Here is a 21,709-nt window from a genome sequence, read left to right on the forward strand (position 1 = left end):
GGAGCGCCGGCCCGCCTGTCGCCGCAGGTTCGTGATCGGGCGATGGCCGCCCGATGAATACCATTTAAGCATCGCCAAAAAGCGCAGTTGCCGCGTATTGGCGCATGGCGCGCGCATCATCCGCTGTTTTGCGCAGCCGCGGCAGCACAACATGCGCAAGCCGCGCGGCAGCCCGCGCACCGGCCGAATGCCGTCCGATCGCTTCATGGCAGGCGCCGGCGCCGTGCGTCACGCCCCCACCGACATGTCGATCAGGGCGCGCTTGAAGCGCGGGTCCGCGTCGCAAGCGTAGCGGCCGGGATCGCGATCGGCGGCCTGGCTGGACGTCGACCGCCGCCGCCGGGTGCGCGGCCGTGGCCTACAACATCGCCTGGCTGACGAGTCCGTATAGCCCGCATGCCGGATCGGGCGCTCCGCCGTGTGCCGCGGCGGGCGCGTTGCGAACCATCTTCGAGCAGGTGTCCACCCGCTTCAATCCCTGCATATCGAGCCAGTCCGGCAAGCTCGTTCCCGAAGGTACGTCGATGCGGACGAATTCGTTCTCCAAGCCGCTCAACCAATAGCCGATCAGCGCCCTCGCACGCGCGTCGCCGGTCGAACGCGGTGCGACCACCGGGCCGATCAGGTAGCCGCGGCCGAAGCGGCGCAGCACCGAAAATCCGACGATTTCCCCGTCGCGCTCGAGCACGACGCTTTCCCCGCGCGTCAGCAATGCCGACAAAAGCGCATCGCGCTGGAGGCCGGAAGCGCGCGCATCCAGTTCGACGAGGCGGCGCAAATCGGCAGGCGTCCCGGCCCGCAGCCGCTCGCCATCGGGCAGTGCGACCGCGGCAGGCCGGCTCACGTTCCCTTGATACTGGTCCAGCGATCCGCACACGTCGAAACCGAGCTTTTCGTAGAGCGGCTGGCCGGCCGGCGTCGCATGCAGGAACGTGATGCGCGGCCCCAGTTCCTCGAGGAGCGTCTCCATCAGCTCGCGGCCGATACCCCGGCCCTGGTGTGCGGACGACACGATGACGTGCCCGATGGACGCACGGTCCGCGCCGAACTTCCAGCACATCGCCGTACCGATGACCGCACCGCTCTCCTCGGCCGCGAACGCGATCGACGTGTCGGCGGAAAACTGCCAGTCTTCCAGCCTGAATGGCCAGCGAAGTGCCATGGAGAGCGCGTGGGCCGCGGGTATATCGGCCGCGGCGAACCTTCGATAGCGAAGCTCCGTCATCGAGCGAGAGTCGTTCATCACGTGTTCCTGTTTCATCAAGCGATCCTTCCAAAGGGCACCATTCCGCAACCGGGAGCGAACGCCGGCGCGACCCGGCCTCACCGGATGTTCGACGAGCCCGCATCGACGCCCGGGCGTTCGCGGCATACGCGTCGTACCGGCAAGTTCATGGAGTCGACTATAGGAAATAATGACTTCGTCATGCTTAACAACCCGTAAACCGGCTGTTAACGCGTCTTTAATGTTCAGCCCGCGCATTACCATTCGATGCGGCTCGGCGACCGACTTGTTCGGCATCGAGCATACGTCCCCGGCGAACGCCTGTCGTGACTGCTCCGCATGCGCGATACGGGCACCGCGCCCTGATCGCGCGACGAATCCGCCGGGCATGATCGATCGAACCGCCGCGTCATACGGTCGCGAAGTAATGCTGCGCCAGCGCGACCCAATACCGGACGCCGGCCGGAATGATGTCGTCGTTGAAATCGTATTTCGGGTGATGCAGCGCCGGCGCGGCCGTTCCGGCCTGCGCATTGCCGATCAGCACATACGCGCCGGGCCGCTCCTCCAGCATGAAGCCGAAATCTTCGGACGTCATGTTCGGCGGCACGTCGCGGTTAAGGCGTTCGGCGCCGAACGTCTCGCGAATGACCGCTTCGCAGAGTGCGGTCTCGGCCGCCGTGTTGACCGTCGCGGGGTAGTACTGGAAAAACTCGACGTCCACTTGCGCGCCGTAGGCACGGGCCAGCCCCTCGCACATGAGCTGGACGTCGCGCTGCAACTTCTGCTGCAATGTCGACGACAGCGTGCGAATCGTCCCGCGCAACTCGGCGCGGTCCGGAATGACATTGTCCGTCGTTCCCGCATGGAACATGCAGACGGAAATGACGGCGGGATCCACGGGATCCTTGTGCCGCGCGGCGATGGTCTGACACTGCAGCACCATCGAACACGCGAGCGGGACGGGGTCGATGCCCAGATGCGGCTGCGCCGCATGCGCGCCCTTGCCCGTTACCGTGATCCTGAATCGGCAGCCCGCGGCCATGATCGGGCCGGTACGCAACCCGAAATGCCCGGCAGGCAAACCCGGCCAGTTGTGCATGCCGAATACCGCCTCCGTCGGATAGTGCTCGAACAGCCCGTCGTCGATCATCTTGCGCGCGCCCGCGCCCCCCTCTTCGCCGGGCTGAAACACGAAATGAACCGTGCCCGGCAACTGCGGCAGTTCCTTCAGGATGCGCGCGGCCCCCAGCAACATGACGGTATGCCCGTCATGCCCGCACGCGTGCATGACCCCATGGGCGCCCGATGCATGCTCAAAGTCGTTGGCTTCCTGGATCGGCAACGCATCCAGATCGGCACGCAGCACGATGCCGCGGCCCGGGTCCGCACCGGGCAGGCTCGCGACGACGCCCGTGCGTCCGAGCCCGCGCGACACCGCATAGCCGAGAGCTTCAAGCTCGCGGGCGACGACGTCGGCCGTCCTGTGCTCTTCGAAGCGCAACTCGGGATGCGCATGCAGGTCGCGGCGCAACGTCGCCCAGTGCGCGTAATGGGCTTTCAGCGACGCGTCGGGGATCACGGGGTTTTCCAATTTCGGCACCTTTACAAGGCAAGCGGATTCAAATCAGGACTGCCGCCGCATCGCGCGCAGCAGCGGCTTCAATCATGAAAACCCAGGATCGACTTGATTTCCATGTACTCTTCCATGCCTTCGATCCCGTACTCGCGACCGTTCCCCGACTGCTTGTAGCCGCCGAACGGAGCCTGCGGGTCCCATGCCGGGTAGTTCAGATGCACCTGACCCGACCGGATGCGCGCGGCCACCGCGCGCACGCGCTCCATGTCGGTACCCTGCACATGTGCGCCGAGCCCGTAAACCGTGTCGTTCGCGATCGCGATGGCTTCCTCGACGGTATCGTAAGGAAGGATGGCGAGAACCGGACCGAAGATCTCCTGCCGCGCGATCGTCATGTCGGTGCGGACATCGGAAAAGACGGTCGGCCGCGCATAAAAGCCTCGATCGAAACCCGCGGGCCGGCCGGGCCCGCCGGCGATGAGCTTCGCCCGTTCGTCGATGCCCGCGTCGATCATCTGCCCGACGCGATCGAACTGCGCGCGATTGGCCAGCGGGCCATGCGTCGTCGCTTCGACGAGCGGATCGCCGACGACCATCCGTTCCGTTGCCGCGACGGCCAGCTCTTCGACGCGGCCCAGAACGCCGCGCGGGACGATCAGACGGGTCGGCGCGCTGCACGACTGGCCCATGTTCCGGAACGCGGCGGCCACGCCCGGCGCGACGGCACGCGACAGGTCCGCATCCGGCAACACGATGTTCGGCGACTTGCCGCCCAGCTCCTGCGCGACGCGCTTGACGGTCGGCGCCGCCGCTTGCGCGACCAGTACGCCCGCACGCGTCGACCCCGTGATCGAAACCATGTCGACCTCCGGGTGCGACGCGAGCGACGCGCCTACTTCCGTTCCGCTGCCGCTCACCAGGTTGAATACGCCCGCGGGCACGCCCGCATCGGCGATCACTTCCGCAAACAGCAACGCGCTGAGCGGCGACAGCTCGCTCGGTTTCAGGACCACCGTGCAGCCTGCCGCGAGCGCGGGGCCGACCTTCGCCGTGATTTGATAGATCGGCCAGTTCCACGGCGTGATCAGCGCGCACACGCCGATCGGCTCGCGCACGACCGCGGTCGTCCCCCGCCGCGTGACGAACGGGTAGCTCGCCAGGTTATCGCGCGCGACCCGGACATGTTCGGCCGCGAGCGGCACATGGGCACCGCGCGCATAGCTGATCGGCGCGCCCATTTCCATCGCGAGCGCGGCGGCGAACAGTTCGGCGCGCTCCAGGATCAGCGCATGAATGCGGTCGAGCAGCGCGGCGCGTTGCTGCGGCGACGTCGCGGCCCAGCGTTCGAAAGCATCGCGCGCGGCCCGCACCGCGCGGCCGGCGTCGCGTGCGTTGCCGAGCGGGATGTCGCAGAGTGTATCTTCGGTGGACGGGCAGACGACCGCGAACCGGTCGCCGCCGTCGGGCATGACCCAGTCTCCGTCGATGAAGAACCGGTCCAGCCTTCCGGCTTGCATCAGGTGACGCACAGGTGAATTCATTGCAGGGTGTCCTTGAGTCGGTACCACGCGCCCACGAACGGCAAAAACCATGGTTTGCCGAAGTGGCCGGGAATGGCGGGCCAGTCGAAACTTTTCCACGGGTTGAGATCGGCTCGCCCGTCCATGATCTCCGCCATCAGCGTGCCCATCAGCGTGGCCATGTGCGTGCCGTGGCCGCTATAGCCCATCGAGTAGTAAACGCCTTGTCGCTGGCCCGCGCGCGGCAGGCGGTTGGCCGTCATGTCGACCATGCCGCCCCAGCAATAGTCGATGCGCACGCCGGCCAGCTCGGGAAACACGCCGGCCATCTGTTGTCGCAGGATCAGCCCGCTCTTTTCGTCCGAACGGGGGTTCGACGCCGCGAAACGCGCACGCCCGCCGAACAGCATCCGGTTGTCGGGCGTGACGCGAAAGAAATTGACGAAGTTCTTCGTGTCGGTGACCATCCGGCGAGTCGGCAGCAACCGGTCCAGGAGCTCGCGCGGCAAAGGCTCGGTGACGATGATGAACGCGCCGACCGGCACGATCCTGCGCCGGATCCAGCCGAACGGCCCCACCTGCGAAATGCCGCTCGCGAGCAGCACCTGGCGCGCACGAATCTCGCCGAGCGGCGTATGCACCGCGTATGCACCGCCCGCCTCCCGCTTCAAGCCGAGCACGGGCGCATGCTCCAGGATGTGCGCGCCGCGCGCCTGCGCGGCGTTCGCCAGACCGCGCACATAGCGGCCGACGTGCATCCCGGCGCTCTTCCCGAAGATCAACCCGCCGTGATAACGGTTCGAGCCGATCTCGTCGCGCAGTTCCGCCTTCGTCACCACGCGCGTGTCGGGGTCCACGCTCGCGGCGAGCAGCGCCTGACTTCGCACCAGCTTGTCGTAGTGCCCCGGCTTCGCCGCGAGCTTGAGCTTGCCGCGGCGCGCGAAATCGCAGTCGATCGACTCCTCCGCGACCAGCCGCTCGACCGTGTCGACACCCGCATCGAACGCGAGATACAACCGGTTGGCCAGTTCGGTGCCGATGCGCTGCGACAGTGACGCGTAATCCTGCGCGAAGCCGTTGTTGCACATGCCGCCGTTGCGCCCCGACGCCGCCTGCCCCACGGTGCCCGCTTCGCAAACGACGACCCGTGCGCCTTTTTTCGACAGCGCCAGCGCAGCCGCCGAGCCCGTGATCCCGCCGCCCACCACGATCACGTCGCAACTTCCGTCAGGCAGCTCCGGCGAGCTGCCCGCGAATGGCTCGGACGTATCGAGCCAGTAGGAACTGAAACGCATCACACACTCCAAAGCTGACGTGCCAGACCGGAAAGCCGGCGGACATTCGCCGCACCGATCCTGCCGGCCGCGCGATCCGAACCGAAGCGCATCGTTCAAACGCCGCCACCGCCTTCCGCGTCACGGCCGTCAACTAAAAATCGGCGACCTTGCCCCACGCGGATTCGCCGAATCGGCCGGGCCGATACGGCAGCGGGTCCACGATCGGTTGCGCACCGGTGGCGAGATCCGCGATCAAGTGGCCTGCGCCCGGGCCGATGCCGAAGCCGTGCCCGGAAAAGCCGGCGGCCAGGATCAATCCCGGCAGGCCCGGCACTTCGCCGATACCCGGGACGCCGTCCGGCGTGCTGTCGACAAACCCGGCCCATGCGTGCGTGATCGTTGCTTCGCGAAGTTCGGGCAGCAGTTCGACGGCACGGCGGTACGTTTCGGTGACGGTCGGCATATCGGGTTTCGGATCGAGAATTCGCACCCTCTCCATCGGTGTCGGCGCATCGAGCCGCCACCGCTTCAGCGTTTCGTGGCCGCCGCGCATGCCTTCGAGGCCGCCCGGAAGAAGGCTGCGCCAGCGCTTCGCGAACATCGGCACGAAATACGGCGCGAATCTCAGGAACTGGGGCGTCACGTCCACGCGCGCGCGGCCGCTGATGGCCAGTGCATAGCGTCCGTCGCTGCGGCGCGTAATGGACACGCCGGAGGTGTACAGCGCATCCGGCAAGCGCTGCTCGACAGGCGACACGCTCAGGATCGACTGGCGGATCGACGCCTGGGGAAACCGGATGCCGAGCTGACGGCAGAACGACGACGCCCACGCGCCGCCGGCGAGCACGGCCGTCCTGGTCTTGATCACCCCGGCTTCCGTGACGACGCCGGAAACGCGCCCGCCCTCGCGTTCGATGCCGCGGGCCGCGCACTGCTGGATGACGCTGCCGCCGAGCTTCATCAGTGCAGCGGCCACGGCCGGCGCGGCCTTCGCCGGATCGGCGGTGCCGTCGGTCGGCGAAAAGACGCCGCCCTTCCACGAGCGCCCGGTGGGCTGCCCGCGCTCGCTCGCCTGCCGGCTGTCGAGCATGTAGGTCGTCACGCCCGCGGTCTTGGCGAACTCGCCCCAACTGGACCAACGCGACAATTCGGCTTCGTCATTGCTCAGATACAACAGCCCGCAACGATGAAAACCGGTGTCTTCACCGGATTCGGCGGCAAATCGTTCCCAGAGATCGAGGCTCTTGCTTGCCATCGGCAACTCGCGCTCGTCGCGGTTTTGCTGTCGGCACCAGCCCCAATTGCGGCTCGACTGCTCCGCTCCGATCCTGCCCTTCTCGACCAGCGCGACCGACACCCCGCGCCGGGCCAGGTAGTAGGCGGTAAAGACGCCGATGATCCCGCCTCCGATCACGACGACGTCGGCCGCGGCCGGCAGCGTGGGCGAAGTTTGTATGTGCTGCAGTGGAGGTGACATGATCAATGTTGCTCGGTTGAAACCTGGACGTTTTGCACGACGTAGAACTTCGCCACGCGATCGCTGCTTTCCCACCCGACCGGTGCGCCCCGCGGCACGAAAAGCGCGTCGCCGGCGCCGAGCGACAGCACGCTGCCGTCAGGCGCGGCGAAGCGTACGCTGCCGGCCAGCAGTTGCATGAACTCGTTCACGCGATGCGGGCGAACGATCCGATGATACGGCGTCGAATCCCACGTACCCGCGCAGTAATCCGCGCCGTCGTCGACGAAGACGTTGTCGCTGCGGCATTGCGGAGCGGGACCGAGCAGCACGTCGGCCGGCAGCGATGCGGACGGCTTGAAGTCGGCGTCGGCGCGCAGCGCGAAGAGGCCGCGTCTGGTCGGGTTCGTGCAAGCCGCCGCGCAGAACATCAAAAGCACGGGCGATGCCGCGCTGACGCGAACCGCCGTGCCGCTGCCGATGACCGCCCCTGCTTGCGGACCGAGCACCAACGGCGCCGCTCCGGGCACTTCGAGCGTCAGCTCGCCTGCCACGACGACGATGGTTTCAATGTGCGGAAAGCTCGCCGCGTCGAGTTCGCCGACGAAGCCGATACGGCCCGCGGCCATCGAGTCGGGGCCTTCCCATGCGATTTCACGATGTGGCCCGAACGGGTCGTTCTCGCCGAACGGCTTCCTGCGGAAAACAGTCGACAAAGGCGTGCCATCGGCACGGTGCAACACGAACGCTACGGTCATTTCTGCTCCTGCGCATGGCGCGACGATCTTGTTGAGTGTCCTGGGGCGGTCCCGGAAATCGCCGTTCTCGCGACTTCGCATCCGGTAACCGTCAGGAGTATTGATTTGTTCGATAACGCGTATTCGTTGCGAAATAATTGAATCGCGCCGCTGGTGGTTCGTGCCTCCAATTATGCGGTGCAGGTCTTACCGATTGATTAACCTCCAGCAAAGCGATCGTTAAGCACGGTTTAATGACCACGCCATGGCCGGCAGGCGTCTTCACCGGGCAGCCAGGGCCGGTCGCAACCGCGTACCCGCGCTTGCGCTTACGCGGCGTGACAGGACGCGTCCCGGCGTTCGGCGCGCGTACGCATCGACGTGGTTCGCCCCGGCGCCCCACCCGAGCGCGCGCTCACGTAATCGCGCGGCGTAATCCCGAGCACCCGCCGGAAATGCCGGCACAGATGGCTCTGGTCGAAGAACCCGACCTCGGTCGCCACGACCGACGGCGCCACGCCGCCGCGCAGCAAGTCCTGCGCTCGCCGAACCCGTACCAGACACAGATACCGATGCGGCGACAGCCCGATTTCGCTGCGAAAACGCGCGGTGAAACGCGACACGCTCAACCCGGCCACCGCCGCGAGCGTATCGAGATTCAGCGGCTGCGCGAACGACGCATCGATCGTGCGCAGCACGTCGTCGATGGCCGTCGATACGGGGCGCCCGACGCCGGCAGCGCGGAGCACCGCACTTTCGACCGGCTCGTGGAACAGATCGACCATGTTCGCCGTCCTCATGCGGCCGCCCGCGCGGTAGTGGCCGGCGCGACGAAGCGCGCGATCGCGAACGGCTCGATCGGCGTGCCGGCCGCGCCGGTGTCGATCAACCGCGCCATGGTGCCGCCGACGCCGGGTGCGAACCGGGAGCGATGTTCGCGGACCCCGAACGCACGATAGAGGCGACGGCCACGTCGGCCCGCCCTTCGGCGGGCCCTTCACGGCCGGCGCGACACGCGCGGCGAATATCCAGCCAGTACGATTCGGGTTTCATCGGATCCTTTCCAAGCCTTCCGGCGACGATGATCGGCGATCGCTCGTTGAAAACCATTTAATCACCATCAAGAAGCGCAGTTGCCGCGTATTCGGGTACGGCGCACGCACAATCCACCGTTTTTCGCGAGCGCCGCGGCAGCCTGTGCGGAAAGCCGATCGCCGGCGCACGCGAGCACGGTAAACGAATGGCGCGGCGCACTACAGGCGCACCGGCTGCACCGGCGGGACGACCGCCGCCGGCTCCGCCTGGAAGCGCGTCAGGTCGTCCTCGCTGCGATGGCACAGCACCTGCGCGCCGTTGTCGAGGGTGCGCAGCACGGGTGCCGTTTGATTGCATACGCCGTCGATCCGCATCGGGCAGCGCGACAGGAACGGGCACAGCCCGGTGTTGTCCGCGCTCGCACCGATCGGCACCAGCGGCCGGTGGCAACGCTCGGCCGCATCGTCGAGCCAGCCCGCGCGCAGTTCCGGCGCCGACGACACGAGCAGGTGCGAGTACGGGTGATAAGGCGGCGCGCACAGCGCGTCGCGGCTACCCGTCTCGACGCGGCGGCCCGCGTACAGCACGACGATGTCGTCGCTGATCGCGCGCACCTTGGCGATGTCGTGCGTGATGAACACGTACGACACGCCGAGTTTCGCCTGCAGTTCGCGCAGCAAGTCCATGATCGCGGCGCCGACCACGGTATCGAGCGCCGACGTCACTTCGTCGCACAGGATCAGGTCGGGCTCCGCCGCGAGTGCGCGCGCGAGGTTCACGCGCTGCTTCTGCCCGCCGGACAGCTCGCCGGTGCGCCGCCCCGCGACCGCCGGCGGCAGCCGCACGAGTTCGAGCAGCTCCGCGACGCGCTGCCGCGCACGCGCGCCCTTGATCCCGTGATAGAACGCGAGCGGCCGCGCGAGCGTGCGCTCGACGGTATGCACCGGATTGAGCGCGGTATCCGCGTTCTGGAACACGATCTGCACGCGGCGATGCTGCTCCTTCGTGCGCTTGCCGATATCGAGCGCGAGCGGCTCGCCGTCGAGCAGGATCTGCCCGCCGTCGGCCGGCACGAGGCCCGCGATCACCTTCGCGAGCGTCGTCTTGCCCGAGCCCGATTCGCCGATCACGCCGACCGTCTGCCCGCGCCCGATGCGCAGGTCCACTTCGTGCAGGATCACTTTCGCCGGCAGGCCCTTCGCGGTGCGGGCGCCGTATCCGGCGACCGCGCCGCGCACGTCGAGCAACGGCGCAGGCGCGGCGGCCGCGGGTTTCGCGTCGCGTTCGGCGCCGTTCGGCGTGACCGCCGCGATCAGGCTCTGCGTGTACGGGTGCGCGGGCGCATGCAGGATCTGTTCGGTATCGCCCGCCTCGCGGATCACGCCGTCGCTCAGCACGACGATCCGGTCGGCCATCTGCGCGACGACCGCGAGATCGTGCGACACGTATACCGCGCTCATGCCGTAGCGCCGGATCACGCTCTTGAACGCCTGCAGCACGTCGATCTGCGTGGTCACGTCGAGCGCCGTGGTCGGCTCGTCGAGGATCACCAGTTCCGGATCGGTGATCAGCGCCATCGCCGCCATCAGCCGCTGCAACTGGCCGCCCGACACCTGGTGCGGATAGCGCTTGCCGATCGTTTCCGGCTCCGGCAGCGCGAGCGCGCGGAACAGCTCGACCGCCTTCGCCTGCGCGTCGCGCTTCGACATCGTCCGGTGAATCAGCGCGCTCTCGATCACCTGGTCGAGGATCGTGCGCGACGGGTTGAACGCGGCGGCCGCGCTCTGCGCGATGTACGCGACCTTGCGGCCGCGCAGCGCGGTCAGCGCCGGCGCGGACAGCGCGCATACGTCGGTGCCGGCGAGCTTCACCGAGCCGCCCGCGATCCGGCAGCCGGCGCGCGCATGGCCCATCAACGCCAGCGCGATCGTCGTCTTGCCGGAGCCGGACTCGCCGATCAGCGCGAGCACCTCGCCGCGCTGGATCTCGAAGTCGACGCCGTGGACGATCGTCGTTTCCGCGCCGCCCGGGCGGCCGCCGACGACACGCAGCCCGCTGACCTCGACGAGCGGAGTCGATTCATGTCGCATCAGTGTTCTCCCGCGGCGGCGGCCGCGCCCTTGCGGCGGCCGCGATGCGGCAGGCCGTCGATCAACAGGTTGACGCCCACCGTCAGGATCGCGATCGCGACCGCGGGCATGATCGCGACGGCCGAGCCATCGCCGAGGCTCGCGATGTTCTCGCGCACGAGCGAGCCAAGGTCCGCGTACGGCGGCTGCACGCCGAGCCCGAGAAAGCTCAGGCCGCTCAGCAGCAGCACGACGAACGTGAAGCGCAGCCCCGTGTCGGCGAGCATCGGGTGAATCATGTTCGGCAGCATCTCGACGCACGCGATGTACAGCGCGCTCTCGCCGCGTGCCCGCGCCACCTGCACGAATTCGAGCGTGCTGATGTTCACGGCCAGCGCGCGCGCGATCCGGTACGAGCCCGGCATGTAGCTGACCGCGGCGGTCAGGATCAGCAGCGGCAGCGACGAGCCGAACGCGGCGACGAACATCAGCGCGAACATCTTCGACGGAATCGACGTGAGCGCGTCGAGCAGCCGGCTCATCGTCTCGTCCACCGCGCGGCCCGACACCGTCGCGAGCAGCCCGAGCGTCGTGCCGGTCAGTGCGGCGAGCAGCACCGCCGCGAGCGCGAGCAGCACGGTCAGCCGCGTGCCGTACAGGATCCGGCTCAGCATGTCGCGGCCGAGGAAGTCGGAGCCGAACGGCAGCTTCGCGCTGAACGGCGCGAACACGTCGGGCGTCACGATCGAGCCGACGTCGTGCGGTGCGAGCAGCGGCGCGAACACCGCGACGAACAGCATCAGGCCGGCCATCGACAGGCCGATCCAGCCGCCGGTGGTCAGTGCCGGGCGCATCGCGCGGCGCTTGCGCGGCTGCTCGGGGGACGGTGCGGCAGGCGGCGTGTCGCCCCACGACGGGCGCGGATCGCCGGGCGGCGGCAGCGCGCTGCTGCGTTGTACGGGTTCGGTCGGGTGCATGTTCGGCATCTCGGGAGAAGGACGGGACGCTCAGGTCCGCAGTCGCGGGTTCGACACGATCGAACACAGGTCGGCGAACAGCACGAGCATCAGGTACGCGACGCAGAAGATCAGCGTGCACGCCTGGACCAGCGGGAAGTCGCGGTTGCCGACCGCATCGACCATCAGGCTGGCGAGGCCCGGATAGTTGAAGATCGTCTCGACGACGATCACGCCGCCGAGCAGATACGACAGGCTCAGTGCGACCGCATTGGCAATCGGCCCGATCGCGTTCGGCAGCGCATGGCGCAGCACGACGCGCGCGGGGCTCGCGCCCTTGAGCACGGCCATCTCGACATACGACGCGCTCAGTTGCTCGATCACCGCGGCGCGCGTCATCCGCGCCATCTGCGCGATCACGACCGCGCACAGCGTGAGCACCGGCATCGCATACGCGCGCAGGAAATCGTGGACGCTTTCGATCGGGCCGCTGTACGACAGCGCGGACAGCCAATGCAGCTTCACGGCCAGCACGAGCACGGCGACCGTCGCGATCAGGAATTCCGGCGTCGCGACGAGCGACAGCGTGCCGAGGCTGATCACGCGATCGACCACCGACTCGCGCTTGACCGCCGCGAGTATCCCGAGCAACAGCGCGATCGGCACCGATACCGCGGTCGTGATCGCCGCGAGCGCGAGCGACTTCGGCAGGCGCCCGCCGATCATGTCCGACACCGGCATGTCGCCGGACAGCGAGCGGCCGAAATCGCCGTGCAGCAGCCCGGCGAGCCAGTGCACGTAGCGCACGTGCGCCGGCATGTCGAGGCCGAACTGCTGGCGCAGCGCGGCGATCGTTTCCGGCGTCGCCGACTGGCCGAGCGCGGCCTGCGCGGCATCGCCCGGCAGCAGGTTCGTGATCGTGAAGATGATCGCGGACACGATCAGCAACGTCAGCGCGGTGACCGCGATGCGCCGGCCGATCAGCCCGATGAGGATTCGGTTCATGCAGCGGCACTCCCGGAAAGGCCGCGCGCGGCCGGGGCGGTGGCCCGCACCGGCCGCGCGGCGGCGGCAGGCGACGGCGTCAGGCGTTCCACCATACGTGTTCGGCGAACATGCCGCCCATCATCGGGCCGGTCGGAATCGAGCCGAGGCCCGCGAGCCGCTTGTCGTACCCGTCGAGGAAACTGATGAACGCGGGGATGCCGACCCTGCCCTGCTGCGCGACGATCGCCTGCATTTCGCCGTACATCTGCTTGCGCTTCGCATCGTCGGTCTCCGAACGCGCGGCGAGCAGCAACTGGTCGAACTTCGCATTCTTCCAGCCCGACTCGTTCCACGGTGCGTCCGACTTGAAGAACTGCGTGAACAGCACGTCGGCGCTCGAACGCGGGTTGATGTTGCCGAAGCCGAGCGGGTGCTTCATCCAGTGGTTCGACCAGTAGCCGTCGGGCGACACGCGGTTCACCTGCAGGTTCAGCCCGATCTTCTGGCCGGCCTGCTGCAGCAGCACGGCCATTTCGATCGACCCGTTCGCGTCGGACGTCGCATAGACCGGCGGCAGCGCGACGCCGAGCGCGCCCGCCTTGCGGAACAGGAACTTGGCCTTGTCCGGATCGTACGACCGTTGCGGCAGCGACGCGTTGAAGTAGCGATGGCCCGGCGGAATCGGCTGGTCGTTGCCGATCACCGCGTAGCCGCGAAACACGGCCGAACGGATCTGCTCGCGATCGAACAGGTACTTCATCCCTTCGACGAAATCGGGGTTCGCGGTCAGCGGGCTTTCGCTGCGCATGATGAGGTCGGTATAGAGCCCCGACTTGGTTTCCTTCAGCGCATAGCCGGGCGTCGACGCGACGCGCTGCGTCGAGCGCGGATCGATCGCGTTGACCAGGTGCACGTCGCCGGACAGCAGCGCGTTCAGGCGCGCGGCGCTGTCGCTGATGCCGATCAGCTCGATCTCGTCGAGATACGGCATCCCGGGCTTGAAGTAGCTGTCGTTGCGCACGCCGACCGTCGACACGCCCGGCTTGAACGCCTTCAGCTTGTACGGGCCGCAGCCGATGCCGGTCGTGAAGTCGGTCGTGCCGTCCTTGACGATCACGAGTTGCGGCGTCGCGAGGATCACCGGCAGATCGGCGTTCGCGCTCGTGAGCGTCAGCGTGACTTCGTCCGGGCCGGTCGCCTTCGCGTCGGCGAACTGGTCGGCGAGCGGCTTGACCTTCGATGCGGTCGCCGCGTTCTTGTGGCGCATCAGCGAGAACACGACGTCGGCCGGCCCGACCGGTTTCCCGTCGTGGAACGTGACGCCCTTGCGCAGCTTGACGATCCAGGTCTTCGCATCGGTCGTCTGCAGCGACTCGGCGAGATTCATCTGCGGCGTCAGGCTCGCATCGAGCTGCGTGAGGCCGCTGTAGAACATGAAGAAGCGGACGTAGTCGGCGCCCGTCGAGCCCTTGGCCGGGTCGAGCGTATCGGCCGTCGAGCTGGATTCGTTGGCCACGCGGATCTTGCCGCCGCGCTTCGGCGCGGGCGCGGCGAACGCCGGCTGCGTGCCCATCAGCAGTCCGCCGGCGCCGGTGGCCATCATGCCGCCCGCCGCCATGATCCGCATCATGTCGCGGCGCGTGAAGCCGCGGTGATCACCGCCGTTGTCGATATCGTCGCTCATCCGAACTGCTCCTGACTGTGGAAAGTGGGTCCTGGGGTCCAGCGTGGTTCGAGTTTCCCGCCGCGCCCGCCTGCTGGTAGCGAGTGCAACGTCGTACGCATTGAGTTCATTTAAGCACCGCCAAAATGGCGGTTGTCGCGATTCGGGGCACCTGCACGACACGATTCGACCGTTTTGGGCCGTCCGCGCAGCATGAATTGCTGCGCGAGCGCGTGTGCCGCGTTGTCTTCCCGTCGCCCCGCGACACATGCGCGATGAAGAGAATCGTAAAGCGACGGCCGCCGCAGATTGCACCGACAAAATTGCCCGTTCGGCATCCGAAACGCGTTCGACGGCCCCAAACCGCATGTTTTGCGTCGATTGCACGCTCGCGGGGCGGCGCGGGTCGAAACGAGCGAAATGTCCCGGGCGCCGGCCGCGCGCGCGTGCGACCGTGAGCCGCCCTCGCAGCCGCCGCGCCGGGGCGATTTCCCACCACCGCGAGGACACCCGCCCATGAAAGTTCAGAAGATTTCCCGCTCCGTCGACACCGACTTGCCCGAAGACCGGGGCACGGCCGGATTGCCCGGCACCGGGCGCGCCCGCGTGTCGGGGCGGCAGGTCGTGATCCCGGGCAGCGAGGCGTTCGACACCGGCGTGTTCGAATGCACGCGGGGCACTTACCGGCGCGGAGTGAAGGAAGCGGAGGTGATGCATTTCCTCGCCGGCGCCGGCACGTTCGCGCCGGATGGCGAGGAAGCGATCGAGTTCGGCGCGGGCGACGCGCTGTTCTTCGCCGCGAACACCGAAGGGCTGTGGGACGTGCGCGAGACGATGCGCAAGGTGTATGTGATCTTCTGACGCGGGCGGGCCGCGCATGCGCGCCGCGCCCGGTTTCTCCCCCGGCAGGCCGCTCAGCCGGCCAGCCGGAACACCGCTACCGCGGACCTCAACCGTGCCGCCTGTTCATCCAGCGAGGAAGCGGCCGCGGCAGCCTGCTCCACGAGCGCGGCGTTCTGCTGCGTGACTTCGTCCATTTGCGACACCGCCTTGCCGACCTGTTCGATGCCGGTGCTTTGCTCGGCGGAGGCCGTGGAGATCTCGCCCATGATGTCGGCGACCCGGTCGATCGACCGGACGATCTCCGTCATGCGCGTCCCCGCCGCCTCGACGAGCCGGCTGCCGCTGCCGACCTTCTCGACCGACACCTCGATCAGCCCCTTGATGTCCTTCGCCGCCGCGGCGCTGCGCTGGGCAAGCGAGCGGACCTCCGAGGCCACGACCGCGAACCCGCGCCCTTCCTCGCCGGCTCGCGCCGCTTCGACCGCGGCGTTGAGCGCAAGAATGTTGGTCTGGAACGCGATGCTTTCGATCACGACGGTAATGTCGGCGATCCGCACCGACTCTTCGGAAATCTGCCGCATCGTTTCGACGACCTCCTGCACGGCGGCACCGCCGAGTTCGGTCGCCTCCTTGGCCGTGGTGACGAGCGCATTGGCCTGACGCGCATTCTCGGCATTCTGTCTGACCGTCGACGTGATCTGTTCCATGCTGGCGGCCGTTTCCTGCAGCGACGCGGCCTGTTCCTCCGTGCGTTGCGACAGGTCCAGGTTGCCTTGCGCGATCTCGCCGGTGCCGACGGCGATCGAGTGGGTCGTGGTCTGGATTTCGGCGATCGTCTCGGTCAGGCGCGCCTTCATTTCGCCGAGCGCCGCAAGCAGGCTGCCCGGCGCGGCCTTGGCCGCATCGAACTCGACGTCCAGTTCGCCGGCGGCGATGCGCGCCGCGATGTGCGTCGCGTGCGCCGGCTCGCCGCCCAGCATGCGCCTGACGCTGCGCAGGACGCCCCATGCGATTGCCGCCAGCGTCGCGGCGATGACGAGCGCGATGGCGCCCAGCACCATCGCGAGCCGGGTGAAGGCCGCGTCGATATCGTCGTAAAAGAATCCCGTGCCGATCCACCAGTTCCAGTCCGGAATGGCGACCACGCCCTGCAGTTTCGGCACCGCATCCGCGTCGGGGCTGCGCTTGACCAGCACGTCGACGAGCGCGAAATGCGCCTGCGCCATCCCGGCACGGTAAGCCTCGCTATCGGTCAGGCCGCCGGTCGTGCGGTTGCCCTTGGCCCGCGTGCCGACGAACTTCGCGTTCGGATGAACCAGGTTGACGCCGTCGGCAGTCGTGACCCAGTAGTAGCTTTTCGTATCCGCGTTGAGCGCCGACAGCGCGGCTTTTGCCTGCTGCTGGGCCTGATCCGCGGTGAGCGTACCGCTCGCCTGCAACGCGCGGTACGAATTGACCAGATGTTCGGCCTTCGTCAAGAGAATGACGATCTCTTCGCGACGGCTGTCGATCAGCGCGCCGCGCAGCGTGTGCAGCGACATCGCGGCGAGCAATACGACGCCGAGCAGCGCAGCCGCGACGAGCATCAGCAGTTTCGTGGACAACTTCATGCGGGAGCCTCGCGATATTAACCATTCGGTACATATATCGGCGCTGGCGGCTCTACCTTGAACGTCATCGCATCGGTAATTACCCTTGTTTCGTGCGCCGATCGTACGCGCACGACGAAGCGGCCGGGCCGGCCGCTCCTGGATTCGCCCCGGGTGTGCCAGGGTGGCTGCGCGTCGCACGGCACATTCGCGCGCAGCCGGCGCGGCGCTTACAGGCCGAGCTGCGTCGCGAGATGGCCGATGTCGGACACCTCGTAGTAGTTGTAGAACGGCGTGCCGGGCTCGTGGCCGCGATTGACGAACGCCTTGTGCTTGATGCCGAGATCCTCGGCCGTCATCAAGTCGTAGCGCAGGCTCGACGATACGTGCAGCACGTCTTCGGGCTTGCAGCCGAGCTTGCCGAACATATATTCGAAGCCCTGCATGCGCGGCTTGTACGACTGCGCCTGCTGCGCGGTGAACACAGCGTGGAACGGCGCGCCGAGCTTGTCGACGTTGCTCATGATCTGGTCGTCCATTGCGTTCGACAGGATCACCAGCTTGTACTTCTTCGCGAGTCGCGACAGGCCGGCCGGCACGTCCGGATGCGGGCCCCAGGTCGGAACCGCATGATAGAAACGCTCGGCCTCGGCTTCGTCGAACGTCACGCCGATCCGCGCGCAGGTGCGACGGATCGCGTTGACGAGGACGTCGCGGTACGGCTTCCAGGCGCCGAGCACCTCGTCGAGCCGATAAGCGGCGAACGCGCGCACGAAGTCCTCCATCGCGACCGGCGACAGCCGGTCCGCGTAAATCTCGCGCGCAAGCTCCGCCATCCGGAAGCGGGTCAGCGTGCCGTAGCAGTCGAACGTGATGAACTTCGGTTCAAATTGGATCATGATGACGTCCTGTCGGTGTGAAGCCCCGGCAGGGCCGGGGACGGGCTGGGTTCAACGAAATTGAATCAGGGCAAAAAGTCGTTCGCACATCGTTCGGCGCCGCCCAAAACGCACAATCGCCGCGAGTTGCCCGGATCGTGCAGCACGATGTGCGGCACGATCCGGCGAGCCTCGCGAAAAACCGGGCAGGCTGCCGGCCGACGCGGCTCGCCGGCAAGCGGCAGCGACACCGCGCCTTCATCGTAGTGGCATTCCCACAGCAGGAGTTGCCGGATCGGCAGCGCGCGCCGGCACGATACGCGTGTTCGTTCGCGCCGATCGAGCGGGTTTGCGTCGATCTGACGCGAGCGGCCGCTGCCGCCGGAAAACAGGCGAATCGTCCTATCCGCGCCGCGGCGGCGCTGGCAGAGTCGAGATGTCATTCCTACCCATCCGGAGTCCGGCGTGGCCGACCTCAATTCTTCCAGCACGCTTACCTATCGCCCGTTCGCCGAAACCGACCTGCCCGCCGCGCACCGGCTGTCGGAGGCGGTCAAGTGGCCGCACCGGCTCGACGACTGGCGCTTCGCGCTCCAGCTCGGCAGCGGCTTCGTCGCCGAAGACGAATCCGGCATCGTCGGCACCGCGCTCGGCTGGCGCTTCGGCGAGTCGCACGCATCGCTCGGCATGGTGATCGTGTCGCCCGAGCGCCAGGGCCGCGGCATCGGCCGCGAACTGCTCGCGCGCGTCGTCGACAGCCTCGGCCCGCGGACCGTGTTCCTGCATGCGACGCCGGCCGGCGAGCCGCTCTACGTGAAGTTCGGATTCGGTGCGATCGGCACGATCGACCAGCACCAGGGCGCCGCGTTCCAGCCGCCGCTGATTTCGCTGCCGCCCGGCGAGCGGCTGCGGCCGCTCGGCACCAACGACGGCCCGCGACTCGCGGCGCTCGCTGCGCGCGCGGCCGGCTACCCGCGCGATGCGGTGATCGATGCGCTGCTCGGCGTCGCCAACGGGATCGCGCTCGATCGCGACGGCGAACTGCTCGGCTTCGCGCTGTTTCGCCGTTTCGGCCGCGGCCATGCGATCGGCCCGGTGATCGCACCGGACGCGCTGCGCGCGCAGGCGCTGATCAGCCACTGGCTCGCGCTGCACGAAGGCATGTTCGTGCGCGTCGACGTGCCCGGCGACAGCGGGCTGTCGGACTGGCTGCAGGGGCTCGGCCTGCCGCGCGTCGATACCGTCGTCGCGATGGCGCGCGGTGCGGCGCCCGCGCGCGATCCGGCGCTGCGCGCGTTCGCCATCGTCAACCAGGCGCTCGGCTGAGCGGCACGCACGATGAGCTTCCTCTACAAGGCCGACCCGGTGCGCGGCGCACAATGGGCGCAGCGCTTCGCGCAACAGGCGCCCGATCTCGCGTTCCGGATCTGGCCGGACATCGGCGATCCGCGCGCGGTGCGCTACCTCGCCGCATGGCAGCCGCCCGACGATCCGGTCGCGCTGCTGCCGAACCTCGAGATCGTGTTTTCGGTCGGCGCCGGCATCGATCAATTCGACCTGTCGCGCGTGCCCGCGCACATTCCGGTCGTGCGGATGATCGAGCCCGGCATCGTCGACGGCATGGTCGAGTATGTGACGCAGGCCGTGCTGACGATCCATCGCGACCTGTTCGACTACGCGGCGCAGCAACGCGCGCAGGCATGGCACGAGCGGCCGGTGCGCGCGGCCGCATCCCGACGCGTCGGCGTGCTCGGGCTCGGCACGCTCGGGCAGGCCGTGCTCGACACGCTGCGGCGCTTCGGCTTCCCTTGCGCCGGCTGGAGCCGCACGCCGCGCACGCTCGACGGCATCGACTGTTACGCGGGCGACGCGGCGCTCGATGCGTTCCTGGCCCGCACCGACATCCTGATCTGCCTGCTGCCGCTGACGGACGGCACGCGCGGGCTGCTCGGCGCGCGCGTGTTCGACGCGCTGCCGGCCGGCGCGTCGCTCGTGCAGGTCGGTCGCGGCCCGCAGCTCGACGCGGCCGCGCTGCTCGCCGCGCTCGACAGCGGCCGCCTCGACAGCGCGATCCTCGACGTGACGGACCCCGAACCTTTGCCGGCCGGACACCCGTTCTGGGCCCATCCGCGCATCCGGATCACGCCGCACATCGCGAGCGCGACGCGGCCCGATACCGCGGTCGATGCCGTGCTCGCGAACCTCGCGCGCCATCGCGCGGGCCAGCCGATGATCGGCGTCGTCGATCGCATGCGCGGTTACTGACGCGCGCGCCCGGCCCGGCGGGGCGTGCAGCAGAAAATGCCGAAGCGCCCCGTGCAAACGCCGTATCCATACGTTTCAAGCGGGAAATTGAAGACGCGTGCGGATTTCCCGCCCGGTAGCATGAACTCACGCTGACACCCAACGAGAGTCCCGCCCTGCCATGACCTACTCCGCGCTGATCGAAGCCGATCGTCAACACCTGATTCATCCGGTCGTCAATTACCGTACGCACGAGACGCGCGGCGTCACCGTGCTCGACTCCGCCGACGGCGTGTTCCTGCGCGACGCGCAAGGCCACACGCTGCTCGACGCGTTTTCCGGCCTGTGGTGCGTGAACGTCGGCTACGGCCGCGACAGCATCGTGAAGGCCGCGGCCGACCAGATGGCGAAGCTGCCCTACGCAACCGGCTATTTCCATTTCGGATCGCAGCCCGCGATCGAGCTTGCCGAGCGGCTCGCGGCGCTCGCGCCCGCGTCGCTGAACCGCGTGTACTTCACGCTCGGCGGCTCGGACGCCGTCGATTCCGCGGTGCGCTTCATCACGCACTATTTCAACGCGACCGGCCGCCCGTCGAAGAAGCATATGATCGCGCTCGAGCGCGGCTATCACGGCTCGTCGTCGATCGGCGCCGGGCTCACCGCATTGCCCGCGTTCCATCGCCATTTCGATCTGCCGCGCGCCGACCAGCACCACATTCCGTCGCCCTACCCGTATCGCCACCCGCTCGGCGACGATCCGCAGGCGCTGATCGCCGCGTCCGTCGCCGCGCTCGAAGCGAAGGTCGCGGAACTCGGCGCGGACAACGTCGCCGCGTTCTTCTGCGAGCCGGTACAGGGCTCCGGCGGCGTGATCGTGCCGCCCGCGGGCTGGCTGAAGGCGATGCGCGACGCATGCCGGCGCCTCGGCATCCTGTTCGTCGCCGACGAGGTGATTACCGGCTTCGGCCGCACCGGCCCGCTGTTCGCGTGCGAGACCGAGCAGCTCGATCCGGACTTGATGACCGTCGCGAAAGGGCTGACGGCCGGTTATGCGCCGATGGGCGCGGTGCTGATGTCCGACGAAATCTATGAAGGTATCGCGGGCAGCCGCGCCGACACCGCGGTGGTCGGGCACGGCCACACGTATTCCGCGCATCCGGTCAGCGCCGCGATCGGCCTCGAAGTGCTGAAGCTCTATCACGAAGGCGGGCTACTCGCGAACGGCCAGGCGATGGCGCCGCGTTTCGCCGCGGGGCTCGATGCGCTGCGCGCGCATCCGCTCGTCGGCGACGCCCGTTCGGTCGGCCTGCTCGGCGCGCTCGAGCTGGTGGCCGACAAGGCTCGCAAGACGCGCATCGACCCGGCGCTGAACCTGCCCGACAAGATCGCCGCCGCCGCGTACGCGAACGGCGTGGTGTTCCGCGCATTCGGCGACGGCGTGCTCGGTTTCGCGCCGGCACTGAGCTTCACCGCGGGCGAGTTCGACCTGATGTTCGAACGCGTGCGCAAGACGCTCGACGACGTGCTGGCCGACGCGGGCGTGCAGCGCGCGCTCGACGCCGCCCACGCGCAGCCGGCATGACGCGGGCATGAAGCGGGCGAGGGAAAGCCGGACTTGTGGCGGCTACCGTTCGACTCTAAAGTAACCGGA

General features: G+C 68.0%; 18 protein-coding genes. 4 read left to right on the plus strand and 14 right to left on the minus strand.

The annotated features are described in order from the left end of the window. Nucleotides 1–358: 358 nt before the first annotated feature. From BT264_RS20630 to BT264_RS20680, 11 genes are all read right to left on the minus strand, one after another. Nucleotides 359–1,261, minus strand: a complete 903-nt coding sequence (locus BT264_RS20630; protein ID WP_072440618.1) for a GNAT family N-acetyltransferase — start codon at nt 1,259–1,261, stop codon at nt 359–361. 373 nt (nt 1,262–1,634) lie between these two features. Next, complete coding sequence (locus BT264_RS20635; protein WP_072440617.1) at nt 1,635–2,819, minus strand: M20 aminoacylase family protein; 1,185 nt, start codon at nt 2,817–2,819, stop codon at nt 1,635–1,637. Nucleotides 2,820–2,887: 68 nt separating this feature from the next. Next, on the minus strand, nt 2,888–4,345 hold the full coding sequence (locus tag BT264_RS20640) for an aldehyde dehydrogenase family protein (protein ID WP_072440615.1): 1,458 nt from the start codon (nt 4,343–4,345) through the stop codon (nt 2,888–2,890). After that, a complete protein-coding gene (locus BT264_RS20645) occupies nt 4,342–5,619 on the minus strand; it encodes an NAD(P)/FAD-dependent oxidoreductase (protein ID WP_072440613.1) in 1,278 nt (425 codons plus the stop codon). Before BT264_RS20645 ends, BT264_RS20640 begins: the two co-directional genes overlap by 4 nt. Nucleotides 5,620–5,752: 133 nt before the next feature. Then, the gene (locus tag BT264_RS20650) at nt 5,753–7,078 is read right to left on the minus strand and encodes an NAD(P)/FAD-dependent oxidoreductase (RefSeq protein ID WP_072440611.1); all 1,326 of its coding nucleotides are present in this window, start codon (nt 7,076–7,078) and stop codon (nt 5,753–5,755) included. Nucleotides 7,079–7,080: 2 nt separating this feature from the next. Then, nucleotides 7,081–7,815 (minus strand): cupin domain-containing protein, encoded by a 735-nt coding sequence (locus BT264_RS20655; protein WP_072440608.1) that lies wholly within the window; start codon nt 7,813–7,815, stop codon nt 7,081–7,083. Between the two features lie 308 nt (nt 7,816–8,123). Beyond that, entirely contained in the window at nt 8,124–8,579 is a 456-nt protein-coding gene (locus tag BT264_RS20660; protein WP_072440665.1) for a helix-turn-helix domain-containing protein, read from the minus strand. A 468-nt stretch (nt 8,580–9,047) separates the two neighbouring features. Next, nucleotides 9,048–10,919 (minus strand): ABC transporter ATP-binding protein, encoded by a 1,872-nt coding sequence (locus tag BT264_RS20665; RefSeq protein WP_072440606.1) that lies wholly within the window; start codon nt 10,917–10,919, stop codon nt 9,048–9,050. Continuing rightward, a complete protein-coding gene (locus BT264_RS20670) occupies nt 10,919–11,875 on the minus strand; it encodes an ABC transporter permease (protein ID WP_072440664.1) in 957 nt (318 codons plus the stop codon). The genes BT264_RS20665 and BT264_RS20670 overlap by 1 nt, the downstream gene beginning before the upstream one ends. A 30-nt stretch (nt 11,876–11,905) precedes the next feature. After that, the gene (locus BT264_RS20675; RefSeq protein ID WP_072440604.1) at nt 11,906–12,859 is read right to left on the minus strand and encodes an ABC transporter permease; all 954 of its coding nucleotides are present in this window, start codon (nt 12,857–12,859) and stop codon (nt 11,906–11,908) included. A gap of 79 nt (nt 12,860–12,938) precedes the next feature. Further along, nucleotides 12,939–14,525, minus strand: coding sequence for an ABC transporter substrate-binding protein (locus BT264_RS20680; protein ID WP_072440602.1), 1,587 nt, complete (start codon nt 14,523–14,525; stop codon nt 12,939–12,941). Nucleotides 14,526–15,020: 495 nt separating this feature from the next. Here BT264_RS20680 and BT264_RS20685 point away from each other — a divergent pair, with 495 nt between their 5' ends. Beyond that, complete coding sequence (locus tag BT264_RS20685; RefSeq protein WP_072440600.1) at nt 15,021–15,365, plus strand: cupin domain-containing protein; 345 nt, start codon at nt 15,021–15,023, stop codon at nt 15,363–15,365. A 53-nt stretch (nt 15,366–15,418) separates the two neighbouring features. Here the strand turns inward: BT264_RS20685 and BT264_RS20690 are convergent, their stop codons facing one another. The 3 genes from BT264_RS20690 to BT264_RS20700 form a co-directional block, all read right to left on the minus strand. Continuing rightward, the gene (locus BT264_RS20690; protein WP_072440598.1) at nt 15,419–16,957 is read right to left on the minus strand and encodes a methyl-accepting chemotaxis protein; all 1,539 of its coding nucleotides are present in this window, start codon (nt 16,955–16,957) and stop codon (nt 15,419–15,421) included. Between the two features lie 209 nt (nt 16,958–17,166). Next, a complete protein-coding gene (locus tag BT264_RS20695) occupies nt 17,167–17,835 on the minus strand; it encodes a haloacid dehalogenase type II (RefSeq protein WP_072440596.1) in 669 nt (222 codons plus the stop codon). A 65-nt stretch (nt 17,836–17,900) separates the two neighbouring features. Continuing rightward, nucleotides 17,901–18,257: a hypothetical protein gene (locus BT264_RS20700; RefSeq protein ID WP_072440594.1), complete on the minus strand. Its 357-nt coding sequence runs from the start codon at nt 18,255–18,257 to the stop codon at nt 17,901–17,903. 22 nt (nt 18,258–18,279) lie between these two features. On the opposite strand from BT264_RS20700, the gene BT264_RS20705 reads away from it, so the two are divergent. From BT264_RS20705 to BT264_RS20715, 3 genes are all read left to right on the plus strand, one after another. Then, complete coding sequence (locus BT264_RS20705; RefSeq protein WP_072440592.1) at nt 18,280–19,140, plus strand: GNAT family N-acetyltransferase; 861 nt, start codon at nt 18,280–18,282, stop codon at nt 19,138–19,140. 12 nt (nt 19,141–19,152) lie between these two features. Next, on the plus strand, nt 19,153–20,079 hold the full coding sequence (locus tag BT264_RS20710; protein ID WP_072440590.1) for a 2-hydroxyacid dehydrogenase: 927 nt from the start codon (nt 19,153–19,155) through the stop codon (nt 20,077–20,079). A 160-nt stretch (nt 20,080–20,239) separates the two neighbouring features. Next, nucleotides 20,240–21,640 (plus strand): aspartate aminotransferase family protein, encoded by a 1,401-nt coding sequence (locus tag BT264_RS20715; protein WP_072440589.1) that lies wholly within the window; start codon nt 20,240–20,242, stop codon nt 21,638–21,640. The last annotated feature ends 69 nt before the right edge of the window (nt 21,641–21,709 follow it).

The organism is Burkholderia sp. NFPP32 (assembly GCF_900119325.1).
GTDB lineage: Bacteria > Pseudomonadota > Gammaproteobacteria > Burkholderiales > Burkholderiaceae > Burkholderia > Burkholderia pyrrocinia_C.